A 21,759-nucleotide genomic window follows, 5' to 3' on the forward strand; every position below is an offset into this window, starting at 1 on the left:
GTCAGGGCACCTCTTTGTTATGAGAGACCGTATGGTGATGACTACCTAGAATCATGGTGTCATCATGAGTGTTATCGGTGGCTTCTGGGGCGGTTCTGAGCAGACGGACGAGCATGAGAAGGCCAGAGCCAAAGACAAAAACATAAATCACGACAAAAAAGAGCATGGAGAAAGACAGGCTAGAGAGAGCAAGGGGTGAGGCACTGTCTTCTGTGCGGAGTAAGCCGTACACAGTCCATGGTTGGCGGCCTACCTCGGTGGTGACCCAGCCGCAGAGCAATGCAACAAAGCCGGCCGGGGCCATGATGAGCATTACCCGCAAGAAGAGTGGATGTGTAAAAAACCGTCCCCTATGGCGTAGCCAGAGTGACCATAAACCACAGAGCAGCATAATCCCTCCCAAGGCAACCATGATGCGGAAGGAGAAGAATACAATTGGCGAGGGGGCCCGTTGGTCTGCTGGATAATCTTTTAACCCGGGGACTTTGCCATTAATGTCATGGGTAAGGATGAGAGAGCCAAGTAGTGGGACACTTATGGCATAATCTGTATGCTCGGTCTTCATGTTCGGGATGCCAAAGAGCAGTTCGGGAGCCCGTCTCTCACTTATCCAGTCTCCTTCTATCGCTGCAACCTTAGCGGGTTGATATTTCAGGGTATTTAGCCCGTGCATATCACCTGCCAAGATTTGGAGCGGGGCTGTGGCGACAATCATCCAAAGGGAGAGGGAGAACATAAGGCGGACTGTACCATCAGCCTGTATTTTGTTCTTTTTCGCTTTGAGCAGATGCCACGCTCCAGCCGCCGCTACAGTAAAGGCGACAGAGAGCATAGCGGCCAGTCCCATATGGATGATCCGATAGGGGAATGACGGATTAAAAATAATGGCCAGCCAATCTTTTGGTAAAAAATGGCCGGTTTTAGGGTCGATGATATAGCCTTGCGGGGTTTGCATCCATGAGTTTGACGCAAGGATCCATGTCATGGAGATGAGTGTTCCCGTGGTGACAGCACAAGTGGCAAAGAAGTGCATTTTGCGCCCAACTCGGTTTAGCCCGAAAAGCATAACACCAAGGAAGCCTGCCTCCATGAAGAAGGCTGTCATAACCTCATAGGAGAGTAGAACACCGGTGATCGGTCCTGCTTTGGCGGAGAATCTAGCCCAGTTTGTGCCGAATTCGTAAGCCATAACGATCCCGGAGACGACACCCATCCCAAAGACGATTGAAAAGACCTTCAACCAATATTTAAAGAGATTTAAATAACGATTATCAGTCGTTCTTAACCACATCCCTTCAAGAAATGTGAGAAAAACAGATAGTCCGATTGAAAATGCAGGAAATATTATATGTACGCCAACGGTAAGTGCAAATTGTATTCGTGCGATTATCAGGGGTATATTATGGTCGGTAACCATAAATAATCGTTCCTTTCCGTTAAATTAGGAAGACTCCATAGTTTTTCGTTATTGGACTTATGAGACATTATAAAATTGGTTTTATTTTTTCTGTGATAGGTATTGTTTACGTAATGGGTATTGGTACTTGTTAAATGCCCGTTTTTGGCAGATGAGGCAGGTATGGAAAAGCTATTATTACAATTTTTTATGGAGTTTATAGGGTATGTTTTATAACAGTCCGTTTTTACGGGGTGAGCATCTCGCGCTCTAAGTCGAGCAGGAAGGCTTTGCTCTCGGCTCCTTCAAAACCGCTATAATCGCCGTAGTTTTTGCCATGAGAGGGTAATACGCGATGGCAGGGGATGAGGATAAGCAACGGGTTGCGCGCTACGGCTTGGCCGATGGATTGCGGGCTACCGCCGATGCTGCGGGCTAGCTCGGCATAGCTGCGGGTTTGGCCATGGGGAATTGTGCGTAAGGCAGCCCATACGCGCTCTTGATAGGCTGTACCACACAGCATGAGCGGGATGGATTGGAAATCCACCACTTTGCCATCAAAATAATCCTGCATCATGTCTCGTACCTGAAGCAGGAGTGGGGTTTCACTCTGGTCGCGTCCCCAGCCTTCATCAAGGGAGACGATGCGCCCGTCCTCTTCGCTAAGAGTGAGGGCACCAAGGGGGGAATGAAAAGAAAGCTGTGGCATAAGCTCTAAGCTGCCTGTTTTAGTGATGAGCGTCAATTCTTTCTACAAAACGCTGCTTTTCTGGCAGGAGTGCTGTATGAAAGGCGGCATGAACATATCTGGCGCATCCACTCACACAATTTTTGCTATAGCGACAGGCTCCGTGCAGGGGGCGATTGCGGTTATGCGGGTAAGCGGGCCGGAGAGTGGTAAGATTTTAAAGGCATTATGCGGGGTTTTACCGCCGCCGCGTCATGCTAGCGTGCGGGCCTTAACATATGAGGGGGATGTGTTAGACCATGCCCTTATCTTATGGTTGCCGGGGCCGCGCTCTTATACAGGGGAAGATAGTTTTGAGCTGCACCTCCATGCTGGCCCGGCGATTATAGAGGCCGTAGCGCAGGCTCTTGTGCATCTTGGTGGCCGCCCTGCTGAGCCGGGGGAGTTTACCCGCAGGGCTGTCCAAGCGGGGCGGATGGATATTCTCCAAGCGGAAGCGATTGCGGATTTAATTGAGGCGGAAACACAAGCGCAGCGTCATCAAGCCTTGCGGCAAGCTGATGGGGCATTAAGCCAGCTTTATACAGGATGGGCAGCGCGATTGCGGCAGATTTTAGCCCAACAGGAAGCGTTGATTGACTTCCCCGATGAGGAGCTTCCCCCAGAGGTGGAGGGTGCCCTTATAGAAGATTGTCGGGTTTTAGCGCAGGAGATGCAGGCTCATCTTGCTGATGAGCGGGGCGAGATTGTGCGGGACGGGTTGAAGATTGTGCTCGCTGGGGCCCCAAATGTCGGGAAGTCGAGTTTGCTTAATGCTCTTAGTGGGCAGGATGCAGCCATCGTGACGCAAAAAGCTGGCACAACGAGGGATGCGATAAGTGTTGAGTGGATGATTGAGGGGATTCGGGTTCGCTTGATTGATACAGCAGGGTTACGCGAGACAGAGGATGAGATTGAGGCTGAAGGCATCCGCCGGACCATGCAGCATGTGGAGAAGGCGGATGTATTGTTTCATCTCGTCGGGCCGGGGGATGAGACGCCTTTGCTCGCCCCCCATGCTGTAAAATTACGCACTAAAACAGACCTGACTCCGGCTCAAGGAGGTGAACTTGGGGTGCATACGCAGGATGAGGCCGGTTTAACCCCCTTGCGTGAATGGCTAAAAGCACATCTTGCCACGCTTATGGCACAACGTGGCACACCGCCTTTAACGCGGGCGCGCCATCGTGCAGGGTTGCAGGAGGCGCAGCAGCATCTTACCCATGCGTTGGAGGCCTCATGGCCGGAGGTACGCGGGGAGGAGTTGCGCTTAGCAATGCAGGCTATAGGGCGGCTGACAGGCCATGTGGATGTAGAGGCCCTGCTCGATACAATTTTCGGCCAGTTTTGTATAGGAAAGTAACATTACGGCATGAGTACATCACATACGCAACGCTATGATGTTATCGTCGTGGGGGGCGGCCATGCAGGGACGGAAGCCGCCGCCGCCGCGGCCCGTTTTGGGGCAGACACATTGCTTTTAACCCATAAGCTGGACACGATAGGCAGCATGTCGTGCAACCCAGCGATTGGGGGCATTGGTAAAGGCCATCTCGTGCGGGAGATTGATGCCTTTGATGGCCTGATGGGCAAAGCAGCGGACCAAGCGGGGATTCATTTTAAGCTGCTTAATCGCTCCAAAGGGCCGGCGGTGCATGGCCCGCGTGCGCAGGCGGATCGGTCCTTATACCGGGCGGCGATTCAGGGGCTTTTGGCCCAAACCCCTCATCTGACCATACTTGCCGGGGCTGTGGGGGATGTGATTGTCGAGCAAGGCCATGTGTGTGGCGTAGTGTGTGAAGATGGCCGCCGCTTCATGGCGGGGGCTGTCGTGTTGACGAGCGGGACCTTCCTGCGAGGGGTGATTCATACAGGGCGGGTGAGCCGACCAGCGGGGCGTATTGGGGATGCCCCTGCGACGATGCTCGGTGAGCGGTTGGAGGCTCTGGGGTTGAAGATGGGGCGGTTAAAAACGGGCACTCCCCCGCGCCTTGCCCGCGAGAGTATCGATTGGGAGGCCCTGCCTGCTGATGAGGGAGACGTGCAGCCAGAGGCATTTAGTACGCTCACCACCTCTTTGCCGAATAAGCAGATTTCGTGCCGTATTACCCAAACAACGCCACAAACCCATAAGATTATTGAGGAGAATCTCCATCTCTCTGCCATGTATGGGGGGGAGATTACCGGGCGGGGGCCGCGTTATTGCCCGTCTATTGAGGATAAAATTGTTCGTTTTGCTGGGCGCGATAGTCATCAAATCTTTTTGGAGCCAGAGGCCCTACCGGGCAATCCGGGTGGGGATTTAGTGTATCCTAATGGCATTAGCACCTCTCTCCCAGCGGAGGTCCAAGAGCTGATGATCGCCTCTATGCCGGGGTTGGAGCAAGCGCGCATCGTCACACCCGGCTATGCGGTGGAGTATGATTATGTGGACCCGCGAGAGCTGAGGCCTTCTTTGGAGTTACGAGCCCTTCCCGGTTTGTATTTGGCTGGGCAGATTAACGGGACAACAGGGTATGAGGAAGCCGGGGCGCAAGGGTTGCTCGCTGGGCTGAATGCGGCCCGCGCTGTAGGGGGGAAGGAGCCGCTCACATTAGGGCGGGAGGAATCGTATCTTGGTGTGTTGATTGATGACCTCACCCTCCATGGCATTAGCGAGCCTTATCGGATGTTCACCTCACGGGCGGAATATCGTTTGTTATTGCGGGCAGATAATGCGGATTTACGCCTCACCCCGAAGGCGATTGAGGCTGGCTGTGTTGGGCCAGAGCGTGAGGCTGCGTTTAAGGATACGGTATGTCAGATTGAGGCGGCGATGGAGCAGGCACGTCAGCCGGTTTTTCTGCCCCAAGATTTGCGCGCACATGGGATTGAGGTCTCCCAAGATGGGCGGCGGCGCAGCTTACTGGATGTATTAGCCACACAAGCTGATGAAGCACAGCTTGCCCAGCTGGCCCCGTGGTTTGCGGCTTTGCCGTTGCGCATTGGGCGGCATGTGCAAACAGAGGCCCGCTATGGGGGGTATCTGCGCCGGCAAGAGCGGGAGATTCAGCAACTTAAAAGTGAGGCTTCCCTTCGTTTGCCGGAGGATTTGGATTACGGGGCGATTGGGGGGCTAAGCCAAGAGATGCAAGAGCGATTAAGCGCAGCCCGCCCGGCTGATTTTGCAGCCGCTGGGCGTGTGCGTGGTGTTACTCCTGCGGCCTTGATTGCGCTGCTGGCTTATATGAGGAGCCGTCCCTAATGCACCATGTTTCACATGAAACTGAAGCGAAGCTCGCTCACTTCACCCAGCTTTTAACGCGCTGGAATGAGAAAATTAACCTCGTAAGCCCTAAAGATATTGCCCATCTTCGCCAGCGGCATATTGAAGATAGTCTCCAACTTGTGCCGTATGTGCCTGAAGGGGCAAGGATAACCGATCTTGGCTCAGGTGGGGGCTTCCCCGGTTTGATTGTCGCTATAGCAACGGGTAATCCTGTTACGCTAATTGAGTCTGACCAACGCAAATGCGCCTTCTTACGCGAGGCCGCGCGGGAATGTGGGGCGCGTGTTAGCGTGCTGGCAAAACGGATCGAGCAAGCTGTGCTAGAGCCTGCCGATATTATCACCGCCCGTGCCCTTGCCCCCCTGCCCCAACTTTTAACGTGGGCGCGGCCTTTGTTAAAAGAGGATGGCTATTGTTTGTTTTTAAAGGGAAGAAAAACGCCAGATGAGTTGACCAAAGCCCGCTCTGACTGGCACATGCTATATAAGAGCTTCCCTAGCCATACAGACCCCGATGGGGTCCTCCTCAAGATTAGTGATTTTAGACGTGTCTAAGCCTTCCTCTCATACTGTGCATATTATCGCCATCGCCAACCAAAAAGGTGGCGTGGGCAAAACAACAACCAGCCTGAACTTGGCAGCTGCCCTTGCGCGGCGCAAGCGTGTCTTGTTGGTGGACCTCGATCCCCAAGGCAATGCTTCAACAGGCCTTGGTTTGGAGTATGATGAGCGTGGCCGTGGCACATATGGTGCCTTGTTGGAGGATGAACCCGCAGAGACGCTCCTCCGCAAAAGCGTGGTGCCAAAGCTGGATGTCATGCCCGCAAATGCCGACCTTGCTGGGGCCGAGCTGGAGATGATCGACCAAGACCGGCGGGAATATCGGTTACGGGATGCACTACAACCATTACTACATCGTTACGATATTATCTTAATTGATTGTCCCCCAAGCCTTGGGTTGCTGACATTAAACGCCCTTGTTGTGGCGCAAAGTGTGTTAGTGCCTTTGCAATGTGAGTTCTTTGCTTTGGAGGGGATCAGCCAGCTTGTACGCTCAATTGAGCGTGTGCGTTTGGCTTTTAATGCGGACCTTCATTTAGAAGGGATTGTGCTGACGATGTTTGATACGCGTAATAATCTCTCCACTCTTGTGGCAGAAGATGCGCGCGGCTTTTTTGGCGAGCAAGTCTTTAAGACGGTCATCCCGCGCAATATTCGTATTTCCGAGGCGCAAAGCCATGGCCAGCCTGTGTTGGATTATGCCCGCTCATCTACCGGGGCGCAGGCTTATGAGGCTTTGGGAGCTGAGCTGCTAAAACGGTTGAAGAAGAAAGGCTGAGCGTCATGGCAAAAAAAGCATTACCATCGTCGCGTAAGTTAGGGCGCGGGCTTGCTGCATTACTGGGGGATGAAGCCCCTAATTTAGCCCGTGCGGGGGCCCCGCAAATAGAGGCCCGCGCGCCATCTCAGCCGGGGAGTTTGGGGGTGGACCTTCTCTCCCCTAGCCCGTTTCAGCCGCGGCGGGATATGAATGAGGAGCATTTGGCTGAGCTTGCCGATTCCATTCGCTCACGCGGGGTGATTCAGCCTATTTTGGTACGACCAGACCCAGAGCATAAGGGGCGGTATCAAATCATCGCGGGGGAACGCCGTTGGCGGGCCTCACAAAAGGCGGGGCTGCATGAGGTGCCCGTTTATATCCGTCAGCTTGATGATACCGATGCTATGGCCGCGGCCATGGTGGAGAATCTCCAACGCTCGGACCTCAACCCGGTGGAAGAAGCTATGGGATTGCAGCGTTTGTTGCAGGATTATAGCCTGACTCAAGAGGAGCTTGCTGGGGCGATTGGGAAGTCTCGCTCGCATATTACAAACACAATGCGCTTGCTTAATTTGCCCGAGCCTGTGTTGGTTCAACTACGCGAAGGGGCTTTAAGTGCTGGCCATGCGCGGGCTTTATTAGGCCATCCTGAGCCTGTAGCGGGCATGGCGGAGGTGCTGTCTAAGGGGCTGAATGTCCGTCAGACGGAAGCTATGGTTGCGCGGTTGAATAAGGCAGAGTCGGCAGAGGTTAAAACAGCGCATCCCGCCCCAGAGATCACACGGTTGGAGGAGGATTTATCGGCCCGCTTTGGCCTGAAAACGCAAATACGGTTTAATGGCAAAAGTGGCTCTTTGAAGATCAATTATTCCTCATTAGAACAATTTGAAGCCTTGATGGCTCATCTTACACGTTAGGGTGTAATCTTTTTGTCAGAATTGGTGCAAAAGCCCTTGCCCGGTCATCGGCGGTCTGTTAGAGGAAGGGCATCGGTTAGCGATTGTGGGCACATAGCTCAGTTGGTAGAGCAGCTGACTCTTAATCAGCGGGTCCTAGGTTCGAGCCCTAGTGTGCCCACCATGATCGGCCATTCTCTCCTATGTGATAGAGACGTTTATGGTACCGTTTCTCCTTAAAACAGGGCTTTCTGCTATTTTAATTGCGTCTATCGCTACGGTGGGGCGGCGTCTGCCTGCTTTTGGTGCGTTGATTGCTTCACTCCCGCTTGTTTCTGTTTTGGGGATGATGTTTCTGTGGGTAGAAAAGCCTGACCGGGCGATGATGGAAACCCATAGTGAGGCCACCTTTTGGTACGTTTTACCGTCTCTTCCCATGTTTTTGCTTATTCCGGCGTTATTGAGGCGTGGTTGGCCTTTTTGGGGAAGCTTGGCTGTGGGATGTGTTATGACCATCGTACTTTATACAGCCATGGTGTGGTGTGCGCGGCGTTACGGGATGGCTTTATAAGCGATGATATAACGAGCGTGTGATCTTTTACCAAACGCCCCTTCAAACTTTGTGTATGGCGAGCTGTTAGAGTAAAGGTGAAGTTTATAAGCGTGTAACCCTTTATTATATATTGTATATGTAGTTGGGGGCAGTTTGTGCGGGTATATTTATCATAAGCCTGTTATGGAGGAGCAAGACAGGCTATGATAGCAGCATCAAAAGCAATGAGAGTGCTATGCGTGTAAGCGAGTTCATGCCCCAGCCAATTGAGGGACGGCACCAGCCAGTGATAGCCTTGGTTGGGTGTGATGGAAGTGGGAAATCCACAGTAGGGACGACTCTGCTGGTGCAGCTAAAGGCAGAACGGCCGACGGCCTTTTGTCATCTAGGCAAACAAGCTGGTAATTTGGGCCGTGCTTTGGAGCCTATACCCTTTCTTGGGCCTTATATAAGGGGTAAATCTAAAAAGGAAACTGCGAGAACGCGCTCTGGCAAGCGAGCGGGTGTGTTAGCGGCGATCTCTGGTTTTATATTCTCTATGCGGCGTGTTGTACGCTTTATGGCCATGCGTGCTAAGCATGAGCGTGGCTTGGCGATTTTGACAGACCGTTACCCACAAAATGTCGTTCCCGGCCCTATGGATGGCCCTTCCCTCGCGGCATTGAACCGGGATGGCATGGGGATGCGCTTATTTAGCAAGATAGAGCGCGCGCTTTATAGTCGTATGGCGCGTTTTCGCCCTGATGTGGTGATTCGCTTAAATGTGGATTTGGCTACAGCATTGCAGCGCAAACCGGACCATGTGCCTTATAAGCTTGCGCGTAAGATTGAGGATGTGAGCCAAGTTGAGTTTGCTGGGGCGCCGATTGTGGATATTGATGCCACCGCACCTTTGGCAGAGGTACTCACCCAAGCGAAGGAGACTGTGCGGAAGGTGCTCGCCCTCTACCCTGCTCCCGCTACGTTACCAGTAAGCAAGTCAGGTCATAAGAATGGCCAGCGGGCAGGCATATTGGTGGCTTTGGTAGGGTGTGATGGCTCTGGCAAATCGAGCATTAGTGAATATTTGGTGGAGCATTTCGCTGCTGAAAAACCAATGCGCTATGGCTATCTTGGTTTAGGCTCTGGGGATTTAGGCCGCCGGATTGGTCGTTTGCCACTTATTGGTCCTGCTGTGGAGAAGAAGCTGAATAGCAAGGCTAAAAAAGCGCGCACAAAGGGGGAGAAAATCCCCGGTATGCTAACCGCGATTGTGATGTTTACCTTCTCTGTGATTCGGTATCGGCGGTTTTTGCGGGTAAAGCGGGCGGTGGAAGCTGGGTTCTTCGTGGTAACGGACCGGTACCCTCAAGCAGAGATTTCCGGCCATCAATGTGATGGGCCGGGTCTTTCCACCGCATATAGCCATAATCCCTTTATTCGGCTCCTCGCATGGTTGGAACGTGGGCTTTATCGCAAAATTGCACAATTTAAGCCGGACCTTGTGATTTTACTGGACGTGGATGCGGAGACGGCCTTCCAGCGTAAGCCAGACCATGACAAAGAGGCTATGCAGGCAAAATCGGCCTTGATGCCCCAGATTACCTTTAATCATGCTCAGCTAGAGGTGATTGATGCACGGCAATCATACGAAGCCGTGCAGGAGCAAGTGGTCACTCTGCTATGTAAGCATAACCTTATCTAAAGGCTCTTATTGGGGGGAATGGCTGAGAAAAGCGCGGATGCGCTGGGGAATCTCTTGTGGAGATTGGAAGCGGTCGCGCTTATAATTTTGCGTACCGTCTAGTTTTTTCTCGATGAGATGGTCATGCAGGTCGCCCATCATGCCGTTGATTGTCGCTAAATACTCGGAGAGTTGGTTGAGCTCATGCGAGGGGCGAATGGTACGTAGCGTATCATTAAAGGCGACACGGCGGCTGATGATTTTGCGTACGACATGGAACTCATGACCCGTTGTGGCTTCCAATTTTGCAACCATCTTAGCAAGGCGGGCATTTTCTCGTTTTTGATACGCTTGGATGCCAGCAGCACTATCCTCTCGCCATGAGGTGAGTGGGGCTGCGATGAGCCAGTAATAGGCTGGTGATAACGCAACCCATAAGATGAGGCCAAGGATTAAGGTCGCGCGGCGTTGGTGGTTTTTAAAAGCGTCTTGCATATCACCCATAATGATGGTGACGATGTGGAGCAATAAGGGATAGCGGTGCTTGCGTGTAAAATTAGCACATGCAAACCGCATATGCTTAAACTTGGCGCGCTCATATTTAAAAGCGAGGCGTTCTTCCTCATCAGCTTGGCCGGAGAAAGCGATCTTGAGGATTAAACGGCGGAAGGCTTTACGGTCCACCCCATCCTCAAGCAACTGCCAGCAGAGGTTATAACCCTCGGTTACCTCTTGTGCTGTACAAAGGGGGAGGACATCCTTTGGGAGTGGCGTTGTAGGATGGGGGACATCATCTAAGAGGATATGCTCAAAGACGGTATCGAACATATTTTGTGGAAAAGCGGGGTAATGGCGCGAGCTAGCCTTACGGGAGAAGGGGAAGAAGGGCACAAATAATTCCTTAGGGGGTTGGTTATGTGTGAGGCGGGGGAGATGCAGTGGAGGCCTGCCGGATTTCGCGCTCATGGGGGAGGATGATTTTATGCCGGCGGAGATAGGTAACCCCCATAATGGCGAATGTAATGAGCGTAGCGAGGAACATCCCTAGTGCATAGGCGAGTCCCGCCCCATTAAGTCCGTAATGATTACCTAGATAGATAAGCATGGGAATATAGCACGTTACAGCACAAAGCTGGGCGAGCATGATGTAATGAGAGCGGCCCGCGGTATAGAGGACGCCTTCCATCGGCAGCCCTGCGGTAAAAAAGACAAGGGAGGGGGACATCCACATCATTAAGGTTGCAGCATCGCCAAAACGATGGCCGAAGATGCTGATAACAGGCTTGCCCCCAAGGTAAACAACAAGCATTGCCACAAGGCCCATAATGGCGGAGAGCGCACTTGTCCTGAGTGCAAGTTTCCATGGGGCGGGGGTGCGTGGGTCCATCAGCACGACTTCAGGGTAATAGCTTTTCTCAAGGAGTTTGGCTGGGCGTTGGACAGCGTCTAAAAACTCCATCGCGAGGGAATAAAGCCCCGCAGCGGAGGTGCTGACAATCCGCCCGACAAGCAATTTGCTGATGGGCTCCCACACGGTCTCTAAAAGTGTGGTGATGCTGGCTGTCCAGACAAAGCCCCATAACCCTTTAGGCATTTGGCGGGAGGCTTTGATGATGCTTGGCTTTAGGTTTGTGAGCAAGTCATGGCGTTTAAGTTCTAAGAGGGCTGTCCCCCAAAGGTAAAGTTGCCCGGCCAATGTGGCGCAATACCAAGCAATGACAAAGCCCGTTAATTTTGTGCCACTTAACCACGCTAAGAGGCAACCTAACGCGCGAACCGCAGGGGTGATGAGTTGTTGGCGGGAGACGAGGTCGATACGGTCAAATAAGCGGAGGATACCATAGGGGGTAGTGCTACCAAGGCCGGGGATTAAGGTGCAATAAAGTAGAACAAGGGCTGTGTGCTGGTCATGCACATCAAGCATCTTCCCAAATAAGAGGAAGGCTAACGCCCCTAGGACCATGGAGAGTAAACCGGCACATATATCTAACCCAACAGCGAGGTTGATGCTGTTTTGTACGGTGGTGCGTTCTCCCTTTTGCCAAGGGATGGCCGAATAATGCAACACAATCTGCCAGCTTTGGAATTGCCCAATCGCGGCGATGGTCTCAATATAGGAGGCGATGAGGGTGAGGACACCAAAATCATGTGGGCGCAGGGTACGACCGGTACTGACAAGAGCGAGCAGCCCGATAAGAGCCCCAATTAATTTGGTTGAGCCAAGCTTACCTGCGTTTTTCAGAACAACGCGAAAAAGATCATCGCTAAATAATCCCTTCATGCTGCGTTGGTCCCGAAATCTGGTAGTTCATTGACCGCAACAACACGCCATTGCCCGGCAATATGCTCGATGATGGTGAGAGAAAGATTTTGGATGCAAAAGCGCAAGGCCGTCTCAGCAGGGATGGCAAGGCAATGCGATAGAGCCATACGAATAGCCCCTCCATGGCTGAGGATAACCATATCCTGCCCCGCATGGTGTTGGGTGAGTTTATCAAGAGCATGGCCAATACGGTGGCGGACATCAAGCATGGTTTCGCCCTCTGGGGGGCATTCATCTGCGGCGATAGACCAAAAGGGGCCGGTGGGCTTGCTGAGCAAGGCAGGGAAGTCTGCATGTGGGGTCCCGTTCCATTGTCCGATAGATTGTTCGGCAAAGGCGGGGTCGATGGTCATAGTGGTAGAAAATCCCCCGGCTTGTTGGATAGTATGGCCTGTGTGTTGAGCCCGCTGTAGAGGGGAGGAAAACCAGAGGGCATGGCGCGGTAAACGCCGGGCTAAGGCGTGGTAAGCAGCCTTCTGGTTGCTGAGATGATGCGGGCATAAGGGGACATCAAGCGAGCCATACATGGTCTTGCGGGCATGTGCTTCAACAATCGCATGGCGGACCAACCAGAAGCGTGTTACCCCAGCGGGGAGCTCTGGCCCATCCAGAAAATGCTCTTGGGGGTCTGGCATGGCAGGTTGCGACACAAAAACCTCATGGCTCAATGAACATATGACGACCTCCTGTTGGAAGGTCCTTCCACAGGTAAATCGCTACCTTACGATAAGGGCGCATAGCCGGGAACGGAACAAGCCTCAAGCAGAAGTTGCAAAAATTGCGTAATTGTCAGCACTTTTATACGACAAAAAGGGGTGAAAGGCTTTTTTGCCTTTAGGGATGATTTATAAAATGAGATGAATCTGTTAAGGGACTGAGAGGAGATAAGATAAGGATAAAGAGCGATGAAAGCCACAGCGGGGCCTGTTAATTTGACTAATTTAAGTAAGCTGGCCCGTATGTTGTGGCCTAAAGGTGATAATGAGGTCTTTGTCCTTGATGGTAAATGTTTGATCTTATTTCATGTCGTTATTGTCATGCTTCTGATCGTTTTTCATTGGAAATTAATTAGTTTGCAAGATTTTTAAAGCGAGCGTTTGAGACAGCTGGCTAGAGCATAAAGCCCAACCCCGCCCAAGCTTATCCAAAAAGGGAGGGGGATATCACTATACCAAGAGAGGATAAGCCCACTCCAAGAGAGGAGTAAGGCCCCGAAGATAGAGCAGAGAATCCCCTTAAAGGGGGAAAGTCCCAGCTTTAAGGACGCCGCTGCTGGGCCGACCATGAGGCTAAAACAGAGCAACGCCCCGGCAATTTCAGCACAGGCGGCGGAGGCTAAGGCGACGAGGAGGAGGAAAAGTTGCCCAAGCCGAGAGGCGGAGAGTCCTTGTGCCTGCGCTAGGCTGGGGGCCATGCTGATAAAGAGCAAGGGCCGCCAGAGGAGTGCCAGCCCTCCAAGGCAGAGAAGGGTGAGGAGAGCAAGGATGCCCAAGCTTGGGAGGTCCAAGCCTAAAACATCCCCAAAGAGGAGCGTTGTTGTTTGGGAGGAGGCCCCGTTAGCCTCATGCAAGCATAGCACCCCTATACCGAGGCTTGCCGCGAGGATAAGTCCTGTCATCATATCGCGCTGGGCGGGATGATGTTTGCTGCGTCCCTCATGGCCCATAAAGACCCCGCCTAACATGCTGGTGGCAATCATTCCCCATAAAGGGGAGATATGGAGCCACACAGCCGCTGCGGCCCCGCTAAAGCCAATATGGGGTAGGGCATGGGCTGCAAAAGCTTGCCGCCGGAGGAGGAGGCACCACCCTAAGCTCCCTGCGAGGAGCGAGACGAGAAAACAGCCAATAAAAGCATGCTGCATAAAGGGGAAGGCGAGAAAGGGTGGCTCAACCATGGATGTGCCCTCTTGCTAACGTCACTTCACGCACAGGCAGGGGGAGAGAGGCTGTCTCTAAAGGGCCATGAGCGGTGATGAGGATATTGACCCCTCGCTGTTGGTATAATTGCCCAAAAAGCTGGAGCAACGCCTTATGGCTTTGTGTGTCCAAAGCGGCGAAAGGCTCATCAAGGATGAGGAGTTTAGGGCTATTAGCGAGGGCTTGGGCGAGGGCTATGCGTTGCCTCTCCCCGCCAGAGAGGCAGCCTAGCGGGCGATGGGCGAGGGGGAACGCATTAACATCTCTTAGGAGGGCCTCGGCGTGATGGCGGGTGGTTTTGCTAGAGAAGGGAAAGCCCCAGCGCGCGCCGTTAAGGCAGGCCATCACATGGCTGATGACGGGGAGCATCGGGGCCGTTTGGTCCGCTTTTTGGGGCATATAACCACATTGATGCCGTGCAATGTCTGGTGGGTGGCCAAGGAGGAGGAGCGTGCCGCTTTGGTGGGGGAGTATGCCTAATAAGGCGCGGAGGACGCATGTTTTCCCCGCTCCATTATGGCCCCGGAGGATGGTTAGGCCCGTTAAGGGGAGGGCGAATGTAGCGTGGTTGAGAATAGACTGGGAGCCCACACGCAGGCTGACATCCTGAGCAGAGAGATGAGCCTCCTTCATGGTGTGGCCTGTTGGGTGAGGGTGGTTTCTATAGTGGTGAGGATGTGGCCTAGCCAGTCCTGCCAATGCAGCCCGGTAGGGAGGCTCTCGCCGATCGTGATGATGGGGATGTGCGCTTGTTGGGCGAGGGCTTCCACCGCGTGGGCTTGGGGGGCCTCAAGGGCGGGGTTGCGCACAAGGAAGCGAATCTCTTTGTGTTGAATTGCGGTTTCAAGCTGGGCTGTATCGCGCGGGGAGAGGCCGGATTCGTTCATCAAGGCTCTGGCCCAGCCTTCATTAATCATATGCAGCCCCGCAGCGTAAAGGAGGCGTTCCCCTGCCGGTTCGGTCATGGCGAAGGGGGCGTTAGGGGCGACATGGCGAAGTCGTTCTAGCTGGGTGGAGAGGCGAGCCACATCACGCTCAAAACGAGCAAGATTTTGGTTGATGTCTGCGCGCGCTTGGGGCCTGTTTGTGCTGAGCCACTCCGCAATGCGCTGCGCTGTTTTGTGGACCGTGGGGAGGTCGAAAAAGAGATGCGGGTCGTCACCTATATGCCAGTCAGCATAATCGGCGGCGATAAAAAGCTTGGATGGGGCCGCATGTAATGGCTTGGCCCAATCATCATACGTAGCCCCATTGAGCAAGATAGCATCACTTTGCGCGAGCTGCTGGGCCATAAGGGGGGAGGGCTGTAGATGGTGCGGGTCTAGTCCTTCACTATGGATGAGTGCGTGCGTTTGCACCGTAGAGCCGCCAATTTGTTGGGCAATATCACACCATACAGCTTCCACACAGCTTAGCTGCAGGGCGGGGGCGGCGCTTGATGGCTGTTGGGCATAGGCGGGGATGGCAAGGAGGCTAAGGGTTAGGCGCAAAAAACGCGGTATATGCGCTAAAAGACGCAGAACAAACATGCAGGACATCCAAGCCGAGACCGTAGGTAATGTTATATAATAACATTTTCTTGGCAAAAAGAAACGCTCGCACATAAGCCAAGCCCGTCATCATTATGATGATGAGGCGTTAGGGGAGGGTACATATCTAAAAGAGGAAAATGGTGGAGCCAATCGGGATCGAACCGACGACCTCTTGAATGCCATTCAAGCGCTCTCCCAACTGAGCTATGGCCCCACATTTATACCAGAACGCACATAATGCGCCCGTGGGGAGGGATATAGCCTTCCCGTTGGAGGGAAGGCAAGAGGGAAAGTTATTTTTTCCGTAATTTTATGCGTTATGAGGGCAGGATACTGCGCTCCCGCAGGGCATGGAGAAGGGGCAGTAATGGTAAGCCTGCAATGGCATCATGCCCTCCCTCAATGAGATGAAAGAGCTGAATCCCCATTCCTTCAATCCGATAACAGCCAACACAGGCTAATAAGGCGGTGCCTTCTTTATGGAGGTAAGCGTCCAAAAAGGCGGGGGAGAAAGACCGCATGGTCAAGCGGGGGCTTTCGCTATGCGCCCACGATTCTTGTCCGTCTTTCCATAGGGTTAAAGCGGTATGGAGGGCGTGTGTTTTGCCCCGAAGGGTGAGGAGATGGGAGCGGGCTTCCTCCATTGTGCGGGCTTTGGCAAAGGCTGTGCCCTCTAGGTCTAAAAGCTGATCCGCTGCGAGGATGTAGTGATGAGGGAAGGCAGAGCTTGCCGCGCGGGCTTTGGCACGGGCGAGGGTGAGGGCTGTCTCGCGGAGGGAAAGCCCTTCCTGTTCGGCGTGATGACGTAGGGCGTCCTCATCCACCGCAACGGGATGTGTGGTTATAGGCACGCCCGCCTCTTGGAGGAGTTGGCGGCGTATGGCGGAACCACTGGCAAGGATGAGCATAAAGGCACCTTTGGTTGGGGGATGTGGGGTTATAATATCATAGCCTTATAAGCGTTGCTTTAAGGAAAGTCCGGTTATTCCAGAGTTGACGCTTGCCGCCTCTCCAAGGCAAGGATAAGCAACATATTAGGATATGAGAGCAGGATAAGCAGCATGACGCAGCAGCAAAGCGGAAGCCTAGCGACGCAGACAATACGCCACAAACCGCTTTTGCGCGCGTTAAAGGGGGAGGCTGTATGGCCCCCGCCTGTATGGCTGATGCGCCAAGCGGGGCGATATTTGCCGGAGTTCCGCGCGATGCGGGAGCAGGCGGATTTTCTCACACGCTGTATGACGCCGGAGATTGCTGTCGAGCTGACCATACAACCCATCCGCCGTTATGGGATGGATGGGGCGATTTTATTCTCCGATATTCTTATCCTCCCTTGGGCGATGGGGCAGGACCTCCGCTTTGAGGAAGGGCGCGGCCCCGTCATGACGCCCATCCGTGATGAAGCTGACCTCGCTCGGCTGGATGAAGGCCGCGTGATGGAGGCTGTAGCCCCTGTGCGGGAGGCGTTGCGCCGCTTGCGGGTGGAGTTGCCAGCAGAGACAACCTTGCTCGGTTTTGCGGGTAGCCCCTTTACGGTGGCGTGTTATATGGTGGAGGGTGGTAGCTCTCGTGATTTTGCCCATATTCGGGCGATGATGCAGCAGAACCCGGCTTTGTTTGATAAGCTTATGGCGTTGCTGACCCGCAGCACGGCGGAGATGCTCTGTGGGCAGATTGAGGCCGGGGCGGAAGCGGTCATGTTGTTTGATTCATGGGCGGGGATTCTCCCACCAGAGGCTTTCCGCCGTTATGTGATTGAGCCAACAAAGCAGATTGTTGCCCATATTCGCGCACGTTACCCTGATGTTCCGTTGATTGGTTTCCCCCGCCTTGGGGGTGTTATGGTTGCGGAATATGCCGAGAAAACGGGCATTAACACCTTAGCGTTAGACACGGTGGCCGATATGGCCAAAGTGGCGGAGATGGTCCCCCCAAGCGTGACCTTACAAGGTAATCTCGACCCCATGATTTTGCTGAATGGTGGTGAGGCGTTGCAGGAAGAAGCGCGCCGTATTCGTGATAGTCTAAAAGGGCGGCCACATGTGTTTAATCTGGGCCATGGGGTGATAAAAACCACACCGCCAGAGCATGTTGCTACATTAGTTGAGACAATAAGGAGCGTCTAAAACATGAAGGACGCCTTAAGAGCGGGCATTAAGCTTGTCATTTTCGATTGTGATGGCGTGCTGATTGATAGCGAAGCCCCTGCTTGCCGTGGCACGGCGCGTTTTGCGCGCTCGGTCGGGCTGGATATTTCGGATGAGGAGGGCATAGCGCGCTTTGCAGGGAAGGCCTTGCCGCAGGTTATTGCGGAGATGGAGGCAGAGCTTGGCCATTCGCTCCCCCCTGATACACATGCCACAATGCATGCGAATTTGGTGGCCTTGATGAAGCAGGGGGTTGAGCCCATAGCAGGGGCTATTACGCTTTTAGAAGCGTTAAAGAAACGCCATATCCCTGTGCGTGTCGGCTCTAACTCCTCTGTGATGGAGATGGAGGCTAAGTTTGGCCATACAGGGATGGACCGCCTGCTCGCACCGGAGCGGATTCACTCAGCAGCGGATATGGGGGCCCCCAAGCCGGACCCGGCTGTCTATCTCCATGGCGCGGCTGAGGAAGGTGTCAGGCCAGAGCAAACCGTGGTGATTGAGGACAGCGATACTGGGGCTGAGGCCGCACGCCGGGCGGGGATGTCGTGCATTTTACTGCGCCCTGCCAGCCATCCGCTGCCGTCCTTTTGGCCAGTGGAGGGGTTTGTGCGGGTAGAGCATTTGGATGAGGTTCTTCCCCTTTTAGAGCCAGCTTTGGCTCCAGAACTAAAACAATAACGCTGGGGAGGGGTGGTAATGCAGCTATTTTTACTGACACATCTTAGCTGGTTTGTCGCACTACATATTATGGCGTTTGTCTCATGGATGGCAGGGCTGTTTTATTTGCCGCGTTTATTTGTCTATCACACGCAAATGGCCCCGAACTCTGAAGAATATGTGCGCTTTTGCCTGATGGAACGGCGTCTGCAACGTCAGATTATGGCCCCTGCGATGGTGGTGACGTTTTTTACCGGGGCTTTGATGGCTTCCCTCCCCGGTGTGGTGGATTGGTCGGCTTTATGGTGGTGGGTGAAGATAGCCTGCCTCTTTGGGATGTTCGCTTTCCATGGGGCTTGTGCGGTATGGCGGCGCGGCTTTGCCGAAGGGCACAACCACCATCGCGAGCGGTTTTACCGCATCGCTAATGAAGTCCCCACCATTTTGATGATTGTGATTGTGATTATGATTGTGGTGCGGCCTTAATAGGGGGAAGGGAAGCCTCCCCCTATTGTGCTGTTAGGCTAGCGGGGCCGGGCCGTAGTCATTATCGTGGGGTTGGCTTTTTAAGCAGAAGAAAATAAAGAGCGGAATAGCCCCAACAACCGTAAGGGTTAGTAGCAACCACCAACCAGACCGGCCTACATCATGCAGCCGCCTTACGCTTGTAGTAACGATAGGAAGCGTAAGGGAGAAGAGGAGAATATAGAAGAGAAAGACAAAGTACACATAGAGGGATAGTGTAATAATAAAATCAGCTCCTAATCTAGCATCTATTGACTGTGTGATGGATAAGATTTTAAGCATTCCATTAAAATGAAGCGCAATTATTATCATAATAGAAAGGCAAAATAATTTAAGAAGGAACGTAAAGAGGCATAGAAACCAGAAGTCCCCACGTGTTGCACGGCCTGTAAAGTTAGCATAGTTGTTAAAGACATTATGCAGGCTTTGTGAAAAGAACGATCTTTTCTTGACCATATTAGTCATCATCATCCTCGAAAATGAGCAAGGGAGAGGGCTTCTTCCCTTTAATGGCCCAAAACTGTAAAGACAGTGTTAATGTGATGCAATGGCTATTTATCGGCATGGGGCCGCCGTGTTTTAGGGGCGGTCGTACTTCTCCTTAATATAGCTTGCCGCATTTTCGAGGTCGGGGAATAAGGTCATGCCGTTAATCCCGATAAAATCGAGTTCTTTACGAAGATTTTCCTTTGCGTTAGCGGGAATGATGATTTTTATGAGTTGCATACCGAGGGGGATTAGTTGTTGGATACTGACAGAGTGTTCTCCTGTGGAAAAGCCTCCGAATAAAATGAATGCTCCTTGTTGGGAGATGAGTCTTTTATTGGTGTTTAGAGGAATGACAATAATATTTTTACAAAGCAATGATTGATTTATGTCTGTGTCAGAAACATTATCTTTGAGTCCAATTCTTTTGAAGATATCTAATATATCATCTTTACAATGATTTTCTTGTGGCTGTTTCATTAATGTTAAATTATGATCGCTCCTATCAAAAAAGAAAGCTAAGCAGTTCTTGTCGTAGGCTGATAGAGAAGCTATTTCCGATAGGATAGATGTTTTTATACTGTGAGTATAATTGATATACTCTTTTTGGGGATCAAAAAGATTTTTTGATGGCACGAAATACATAAAAATTGCACAATCCTCGGCTGTCGATGTATTTACTGCAAAATAAAGGGCTATTAGAGGATTGCGTGTAATATCAAGCAACCGGGTGGGTATGCCGAAATGTTGCATACGGACGAGTTTTTCAAAAGTTGTTTTATCATAGCGAAACTCATCCGCTTGGCTAGAAAGAATTTCATTGATAAGTTTGTCTTCAGAAAAGATTTTTTTGTCTCTAAATATACTGGGGATTGGTTGCCATTTTTTATTAGCCTGCCCACGGAAAAAGGTAGAAGGATTTGTTATAGGGGGGAGAAATCTCTTTTGTAACTCTTCCAATACCTTCATGTAATCAGAGAGATGAATATCTTCTGGAGCTTTATCGGCGTTATCGAGAAGCTCTTGTATCCAATATTCTTTTACTTCGGTTGGGTTATTGGAGGTATCTTCTGGTTGGTCTGTATGTGACATAAGTTATTCCGTAACATTATAATCAGTAAGGTGCTTTACTTCCGCTGCTTTGGGACGGGGCCGTAGCGATTAGCGGTTGGTTGGCTTTTTTGGCAGAGGAAGATGATTAACGGGATATAGCCGATGATGGTAAAGCTGATGCACAGCCACCAGCCGGAGCGGCCTGTATCATGCAGGCGGCGGATGAGGGCGGTGATGGTGGGGATGGTGATGACAGCCCCGCTTATTAGCAAAACAAAGTAAAGTATAATCCCTAATAAAAGGCATATTCCGCTATCATAGCGGATATAAAGCTGAGAGAAAATAAACCATAAAACCAATAACGTACAAAGTAATGTGAAGCCTGCTATAAAGCAAGGCCAATATTCAGCACGTGTTGTCCGTTTGCGGATATTCAGTGGATATGTGCAATAATGGTTCAGGCTGCTCTTAAAGAGGGAAACTAGGGATTGCACTGTCATTTTGTGGACTCCTTTCGCAAAGAAGGGCGTTGCGGGCGTTTGCGTGATTTTTTGGTCTTGAGGCGTTTTTCATCAATAAGAGCCCTGCGGATGAGGGTCTTTTCATGATGGCGGAGGAGGAAGAAGGAGCCGACAAGTAGGCTCAGCATAAAGGCGGCAAAGCCAAGTCCGACCGGGCCGGTGAAGCTATCAATCCGGCTACCAAGCTCATAGGGGATGAGGACATAACACAACCCCCAAAGGGTGCCTCCCAATGCGTTATAGAAGGTAAAGCTATGCCACGGCATGCGCGAGGCCCCTGCTAAAAGGGCGATGAGAATACGCAGGAAGGCCACAAACCGCCCGACCAACACACCAATCCCCCCATAACGGCGAAAGAGATACCGGCCTAAGACGATGCGGTCATAATGCAGGCCGACTTTATGGCCGTGCTTTTCCATCAAGCGATAACCGAGCTGATAGCCAATCAGATAGCCGATATTATCGCCGATAACAGCCCCGCTAATGGCCGCGATGATGAGGTTTTCCGGCGTGAGGTGATGGGTATGGGAAGCATAAAGGGAAGCAAAGATGAGCAAGCTCTCCGCCGGGAGGGGGACGCCCGTGCTTTCCAGTAAAATAATGCCACCGAGTGCTAGATACGCATAAAGGGGGGGCAGATGTTCTAGAAAGGAGGAGAGATGCTGTATCAGGGCAAGGGCTTCCTGTAAGAGGGATGTGCGTTTGCTTTGTGGTAGCACGATAAGGGGGGAGCTCACAGCAAGGCAAGAGCGTTTTATGCAGGAGAGATA

At 52.3% G+C, this 21,759-nt stretch carries 24 protein-coding genes and 2 tRNA genes; 12 read left to right on the top strand and 14 right to left on the bottom strand.

Annotated elements, in window-relative coordinates; translation table 11 throughout:
* Position 1 precedes the first annotated feature (1 nt).
* The gene (locus tag NQF64_RS04565) at positions 2 to 1,417 is read right to left on the bottom strand and encodes a cytochrome ubiquinol oxidase subunit I (protein WP_266106631.1); all 1,416 of its coding nucleotides are present in this window, start codon (positions 1,415 to 1,417) and stop codon (positions 2 to 4) included.
* A 226-nt stretch (positions 1,418 to 1,643) separates the two neighbouring features.
* The gene (locus NQF64_RS04570) at positions 1,644 to 2,105 is read right to left on the bottom strand and encodes a methylated-DNA--[protein]-cysteine S-methyltransferase (RefSeq protein ID WP_099026719.1); all 462 of its coding nucleotides are present in this window, start codon (positions 2,103 to 2,105) and stop codon (positions 1,644 to 1,646) included.
* 88 nt (positions 2,106 to 2,193) lie between these two features.
* Here NQF64_RS04570 and mnmE point away from each other — a divergent pair, with 88 nt between their 5' ends.
* From mnmE to NQF64_RS04610, 8 genes are all read left to right on the top strand, one after another.
* Positions 2,194 to 3,486: a tRNA uridine-5-carboxymethylaminomethyl(34) synthesis GTPase MnmE gene (mnmE, locus tag NQF64_RS04575; protein WP_266106632.1), complete on the top strand. Its 1,293-nt coding sequence runs from the start codon at positions 2,194 to 2,196 to the stop codon at positions 3,484 to 3,486.
* A gap of 9 nt (positions 3,487 to 3,495) precedes the next feature.
* Positions 3,496 to 5,367: a tRNA uridine-5-carboxymethylaminomethyl(34) synthesis enzyme MnmG gene (gene mnmG / locus NQF64_RS04580; protein ID WP_266106633.1), complete on the top strand. Its 1,872-nt coding sequence runs from the start codon at positions 3,496 to 3,498 to the stop codon at positions 5,365 to 5,367.
* Complete coding sequence (gene rsmG / locus NQF64_RS04585) at positions 5,367 to 5,945, top strand: 16S rRNA (guanine(527)-N(7))-methyltransferase RsmG (RefSeq protein ID WP_266106634.1); 579 nt, start codon at positions 5,367 to 5,369, stop codon at positions 5,943 to 5,945. The genes mnmG and rsmG overlap by 1 nt, the downstream gene beginning before the upstream one ends.
* Positions 5,905 to 6,729 (top strand): ParA family protein, encoded by an 825-nt coding sequence (locus NQF64_RS04590; RefSeq protein WP_407651808.1) that lies wholly within the window; start codon positions 5,905 to 5,907, stop codon positions 6,727 to 6,729. Before rsmG ends, NQF64_RS04590 begins: the two co-directional genes overlap by 41 nt.
* Before the next feature lie 5 nt (positions 6,730 to 6,734).
* A complete protein-coding gene (locus NQF64_RS04595) occupies positions 6,735 to 7,628 on the top strand; it encodes a ParB/RepB/Spo0J family partition protein (protein ID WP_266106636.1) in 894 nt (297 codons plus the stop codon).
* A gap of 87 nt (positions 7,629 to 7,715) precedes the next feature.
* Positions 7,716 to 7,791, top strand: a tRNA-Lys gene (locus tag NQF64_RS04600).
* A gap of 36 nt (positions 7,792 to 7,827) precedes the next feature.
* The gene (locus tag NQF64_RS04605; protein ID WP_099026608.1) at positions 7,828 to 8,178 is read left to right on the top strand and encodes a DUF3147 family protein; all 351 of its coding nucleotides are present in this window, start codon (positions 7,828 to 7,830) and stop codon (positions 8,176 to 8,178) included.
* 235 nt (positions 8,179 to 8,413) lie between these two features.
* Complete coding sequence (locus NQF64_RS04610) at positions 8,414 to 9,844, top strand: nucleoside/nucleotide kinase family protein (RefSeq protein WP_266106637.1); 1,431 nt, start codon at positions 8,414 to 8,416, stop codon at positions 9,842 to 9,844.
* Positions 9,845 to 9,850: 6 nt separating this feature from the next.
* Here NQF64_RS04610 and NQF64_RS04615 read toward each other — a convergent pair whose 3' ends face one another.
* The 3 genes from NQF64_RS04615 to NQF64_RS04625 are packed head-to-tail and all read right to left on the bottom strand — an operon-like array spanning position 9,851 to position 12,781.
* Positions 9,851 to 10,789 carry a hypothetical protein gene (locus tag NQF64_RS04615; RefSeq protein ID WP_266106638.1) on the bottom strand — a complete coding sequence of 313 codons (939 nt, stop codon included), beginning with the start codon at positions 10,787 to 10,789 and terminating at the stop codon, positions 9,851 to 9,853.
* On the bottom strand, positions 10,737 to 12,104 hold the full coding sequence (locus NQF64_RS04620) for a lipopolysaccharide biosynthesis protein (RefSeq protein WP_099026606.1): 1,368 nt from the start codon (positions 12,102 to 12,104) through the stop codon (positions 10,737 to 10,739). Before NQF64_RS04620 ends, NQF64_RS04615 begins: the two co-directional genes overlap by 53 nt.
* Positions 12,101 to 12,781, bottom strand: coding sequence for a histidine phosphatase family protein (locus NQF64_RS04625; RefSeq protein WP_266106819.1), 681 nt, complete (start codon positions 12,779 to 12,781; stop codon positions 12,101 to 12,103). The genes NQF64_RS04620 and NQF64_RS04625 overlap by 4 nt, the downstream gene beginning before the upstream one ends.
* 270 nt (positions 12,782 to 13,051) lie before the next feature.
* Here NQF64_RS04625 and NQF64_RS04630 point away from each other — a divergent pair, with 270 nt between their 5' ends.
* The gene (locus NQF64_RS04630) at positions 13,052 to 13,234 is read left to right on the top strand and encodes a hypothetical protein (RefSeq protein ID WP_099026604.1); all 183 of its coding nucleotides are present in this window, start codon (positions 13,052 to 13,054) and stop codon (positions 13,232 to 13,234) included.
* Here the strand turns inward: NQF64_RS04630 and NQF64_RS04635 are convergent.
* The 5 genes from NQF64_RS04635 to NQF64_RS04655 all read right to left on the bottom strand — a co-directional run bounded on the left by NQF64_RS04635 (position 13,231) and on the right by NQF64_RS04655 (position 16,505).
* Positions 13,231 to 14,043, bottom strand: a complete 813-nt coding sequence (locus NQF64_RS04635; RefSeq protein WP_266106639.1) for a metal ABC transporter permease — start codon at positions 14,041 to 14,043, stop codon at positions 13,231 to 13,233. The genes NQF64_RS04630 and NQF64_RS04635 overlap by 4 nt on opposite strands.
* Positions 14,036 to 14,698 carry a metal ABC transporter ATP-binding protein gene (locus NQF64_RS04640; RefSeq protein WP_266106640.1) on the bottom strand — a complete coding sequence of 221 codons (663 nt, stop codon included), beginning with the start codon at positions 14,696 to 14,698 and terminating at the stop codon, positions 14,036 to 14,038. The genes NQF64_RS04635 and NQF64_RS04640 overlap by 8 nt, the downstream gene beginning before the upstream one ends.
* Positions 14,695 to 15,594 carry a metal ABC transporter solute-binding protein, Zn/Mn family gene (locus NQF64_RS04645; protein ID WP_266106641.1) on the bottom strand — a complete coding sequence of 300 codons (900 nt, stop codon included), beginning with the start codon at positions 15,592 to 15,594 and terminating at the stop codon, positions 14,695 to 14,697. Before NQF64_RS04645 ends, NQF64_RS04640 begins: the two co-directional genes overlap by 4 nt.
* A gap of 141 nt (positions 15,595 to 15,735) precedes the next feature.
* A tRNA-Ala gene (locus tag NQF64_RS04650) sits at positions 15,736 to 15,811 on the bottom strand.
* Positions 15,812 to 15,914: 103 nt separating this feature from the next.
* Positions 15,915 to 16,505 (bottom strand): Maf family protein, encoded by a 591-nt coding sequence (locus NQF64_RS04655; RefSeq protein WP_266106642.1) that lies wholly within the window; start codon positions 16,503 to 16,505, stop codon positions 15,915 to 15,917.
* A 153-nt stretch (positions 16,506 to 16,658) separates the two neighbouring features.
* On the opposite strand from NQF64_RS04655, the gene hemE reads away from it, so the two are divergent.
* The 3 genes from hemE to hemJ are packed head-to-tail and all read left to right on the top strand — an operon-like array spanning position 16,659 to position 18,890.
* The gene (gene hemE / locus NQF64_RS04660) at positions 16,659 to 17,723 is read left to right on the top strand and encodes a uroporphyrinogen decarboxylase (RefSeq protein ID WP_155572520.1); all 1,065 of its coding nucleotides are present in this window, start codon (positions 16,659 to 16,661) and stop codon (positions 17,721 to 17,723) included.
* A 3-nt stretch (positions 17,724 to 17,726) separates the two neighbouring features.
* A complete protein-coding gene (locus NQF64_RS04665; RefSeq protein WP_099026598.1) occupies positions 17,727 to 18,425 on the top strand; it encodes an HAD family hydrolase in 699 nt (232 codons plus the stop codon).
* Between the two features lie 18 nt (positions 18,426 to 18,443).
* Positions 18,444 to 18,890 (top strand): protoporphyrinogen oxidase HemJ, encoded by a 447-nt coding sequence (gene hemJ / locus NQF64_RS04670; protein ID WP_266106643.1) that lies wholly within the window; start codon positions 18,444 to 18,446, stop codon positions 18,888 to 18,890.
* Positions 18,891 to 18,923: 33 nt separating this feature from the next.
* Here hemJ and NQF64_RS04675 read toward each other — a convergent pair whose 3' ends face one another.
* The 4 genes from NQF64_RS04675 to NQF64_RS04690 all read right to left on the bottom strand — a co-directional run bounded on the left by NQF64_RS04675 (position 18,924) and on the right by NQF64_RS04690 (position 21,726).
* Positions 18,924 to 19,400 (bottom strand): DUF805 domain-containing protein, encoded by a 477-nt coding sequence (locus NQF64_RS04675; protein ID WP_323670698.1) that lies wholly within the window; start codon positions 19,398 to 19,400, stop codon positions 18,924 to 18,926.
* 108 nt (positions 19,401 to 19,508) lie between these two features.
* A complete protein-coding gene (locus NQF64_RS04680) occupies positions 19,509 to 20,507 on the bottom strand; it encodes an FRG domain-containing protein (RefSeq protein ID WP_266106644.1) in 999 nt (332 codons plus the stop codon).
* Between the two features lie 35 nt (positions 20,508 to 20,542).
* Positions 20,543 to 20,968, bottom strand: a complete 426-nt coding sequence (locus tag NQF64_RS04685; RefSeq protein WP_266106645.1) for a DUF805 domain-containing protein — start codon at positions 20,966 to 20,968, stop codon at positions 20,543 to 20,545.
* Positions 20,965 to 21,726 carry a DedA family protein gene (locus NQF64_RS04690; protein ID WP_266106646.1) on the bottom strand — a complete coding sequence of 254 codons (762 nt, stop codon included), beginning with the start codon at positions 21,724 to 21,726 and terminating at the stop codon, positions 20,965 to 20,967. Before NQF64_RS04690 ends, NQF64_RS04685 begins: the two co-directional genes overlap by 4 nt.
* Positions 21,727 to 21,759: the final 33 nt, after the last annotated feature.

Source organism: Bombella saccharophila (assembly GCF_026385475.1).
Taxonomy (GTDB): Bacteria; Pseudomonadota; Alphaproteobacteria; order Acetobacterales; family Acetobacteraceae; genus Bombella; species Bombella saccharophila.

Bases quoted from the DNA above. Each gene is read 5' to 3' on its own strand.
- NQF64_RS04565 (WP_266106631.1), bottom strand. From the start codon at position 1,417: ATGGTTACCGACCATAATATACCCCTGATAATCGCACGAATACAATTT.
- NQF64_RS04570 (WP_099026719.1), bottom strand. From the start codon at position 2,105: ATGCCACAGCTTTCTTTTCATTCCCCCCTTGGTGCCCTCACTCTTAGC.
- mnmE (WP_266106632.1), top strand. From the start codon at position 2,194: ATGAACATATCTGGCGCATCCACTCACACAATTTTTGCTATAGCGACA.
- mnmG (WP_266106633.1), top strand. From the start codon at position 3,496: ATGAGTACATCACATACGCAACGCTATGATGTTATCGTCGTGGGGGGC.
- rsmG (WP_266106634.1), top strand. From the start codon at position 5,367: ATGCACCATGTTTCACATGAAACTGAAGCGAAGCTCGCTCACTTCACC.
- NQF64_RS04590 (WP_407651808.1), top strand. From the start codon at position 5,905: ATGGGGTCCTCCTCAAGATTAGTGATTTTAGACGTGTCTAAGCCTTCC.
- NQF64_RS04595 (WP_266106636.1), top strand. From the start codon at position 6,735: ATGGCAAAAAAAGCATTACCATCGTCGCGTAAGTTAGGGCGCGGGCTT.
- NQF64_RS04605 (WP_099026608.1), top strand. From the start codon at position 7,828: ATGGTACCGTTTCTCCTTAAAACAGGGCTTTCTGCTATTTTAATTGCG.
- NQF64_RS04610 (WP_266106637.1), top strand. From the start codon at position 8,414: ATGCCCCAGCCAATTGAGGGACGGCACCAGCCAGTGATAGCCTTGGTT.
- NQF64_RS04615 (WP_266106638.1), bottom strand. From the start codon at position 10,789: ATGAGCGCGAAATCCGGCAGGCCTCCACTGCATCTCCCCCGCCTCACA.
- NQF64_RS04620 (WP_099026606.1), bottom strand. From the start codon at position 12,104: ATGAAGGGATTATTTAGCGATGATCTTTTTCGCGTTGTTCTGAAAAAC.
- NQF64_RS04625 (WP_266106819.1), bottom strand. From the start codon at position 12,781: ATGCCAGACCCCCAAGAGCATTTTCTGGATGGGCCAGAGCTCCCCGCT.
- NQF64_RS04630 (WP_099026604.1), top strand. From the start codon at position 13,052: ATGAAAGCCACAGCGGGGCCTGTTAATTTGACTAATTTAAGTAAGCTG.
- NQF64_RS04635 (WP_266106639.1), bottom strand. From the start codon at position 14,043: ATGGTTGAGCCACCCTTTCTCGCCTTCCCCTTTATGCAGCATGCTTTT.
- NQF64_RS04640 (WP_266106640.1), bottom strand. From the start codon at position 14,698: ATGAAGGAGGCTCATCTCTCTGCTCAGGATGTCAGCCTGCGTGTGGGC.
- NQF64_RS04645 (WP_266106641.1), bottom strand. From the start codon at position 15,594: ATGTTTGTTCTGCGTCTTTTAGCGCATATACCGCGTTTTTTGCGCCTA.
- NQF64_RS04655 (WP_266106642.1), bottom strand. From the start codon at position 16,505: ATGCTCATCCTTGCCAGTGGTTCCGCCATACGCCGCCAACTCCTCCAA.
- hemE (WP_155572520.1), top strand. From the start codon at position 16,659: ATGACGCAGCAGCAAAGCGGAAGCCTAGCGACGCAGACAATACGCCAC.
- NQF64_RS04665 (WP_099026598.1), top strand. From the start codon at position 17,727: ATGAAGGACGCCTTAAGAGCGGGCATTAAGCTTGTCATTTTCGATTGT.
- hemJ (WP_266106643.1), top strand. From the start codon at position 18,444: ATGCAGCTATTTTTACTGACACATCTTAGCTGGTTTGTCGCACTACAT.
- NQF64_RS04675 (WP_323670698.1), bottom strand. From the start codon at position 19,400: ATGATGATGACTAATATGGTCAAGAAAAGATCGTTCTTTTCACAAAGC.
- NQF64_RS04680 (WP_266106644.1), bottom strand. From the start codon at position 20,507: ATGTCACATACAGACCAACCAGAAGATACCTCCAATAACCCAACCGAA.
- NQF64_RS04685 (WP_266106645.1), bottom strand. From the start codon at position 20,968: ATGACAGTGCAATCCCTAGTTTCCCTCTTTAAGAGCAGCCTGAACCAT.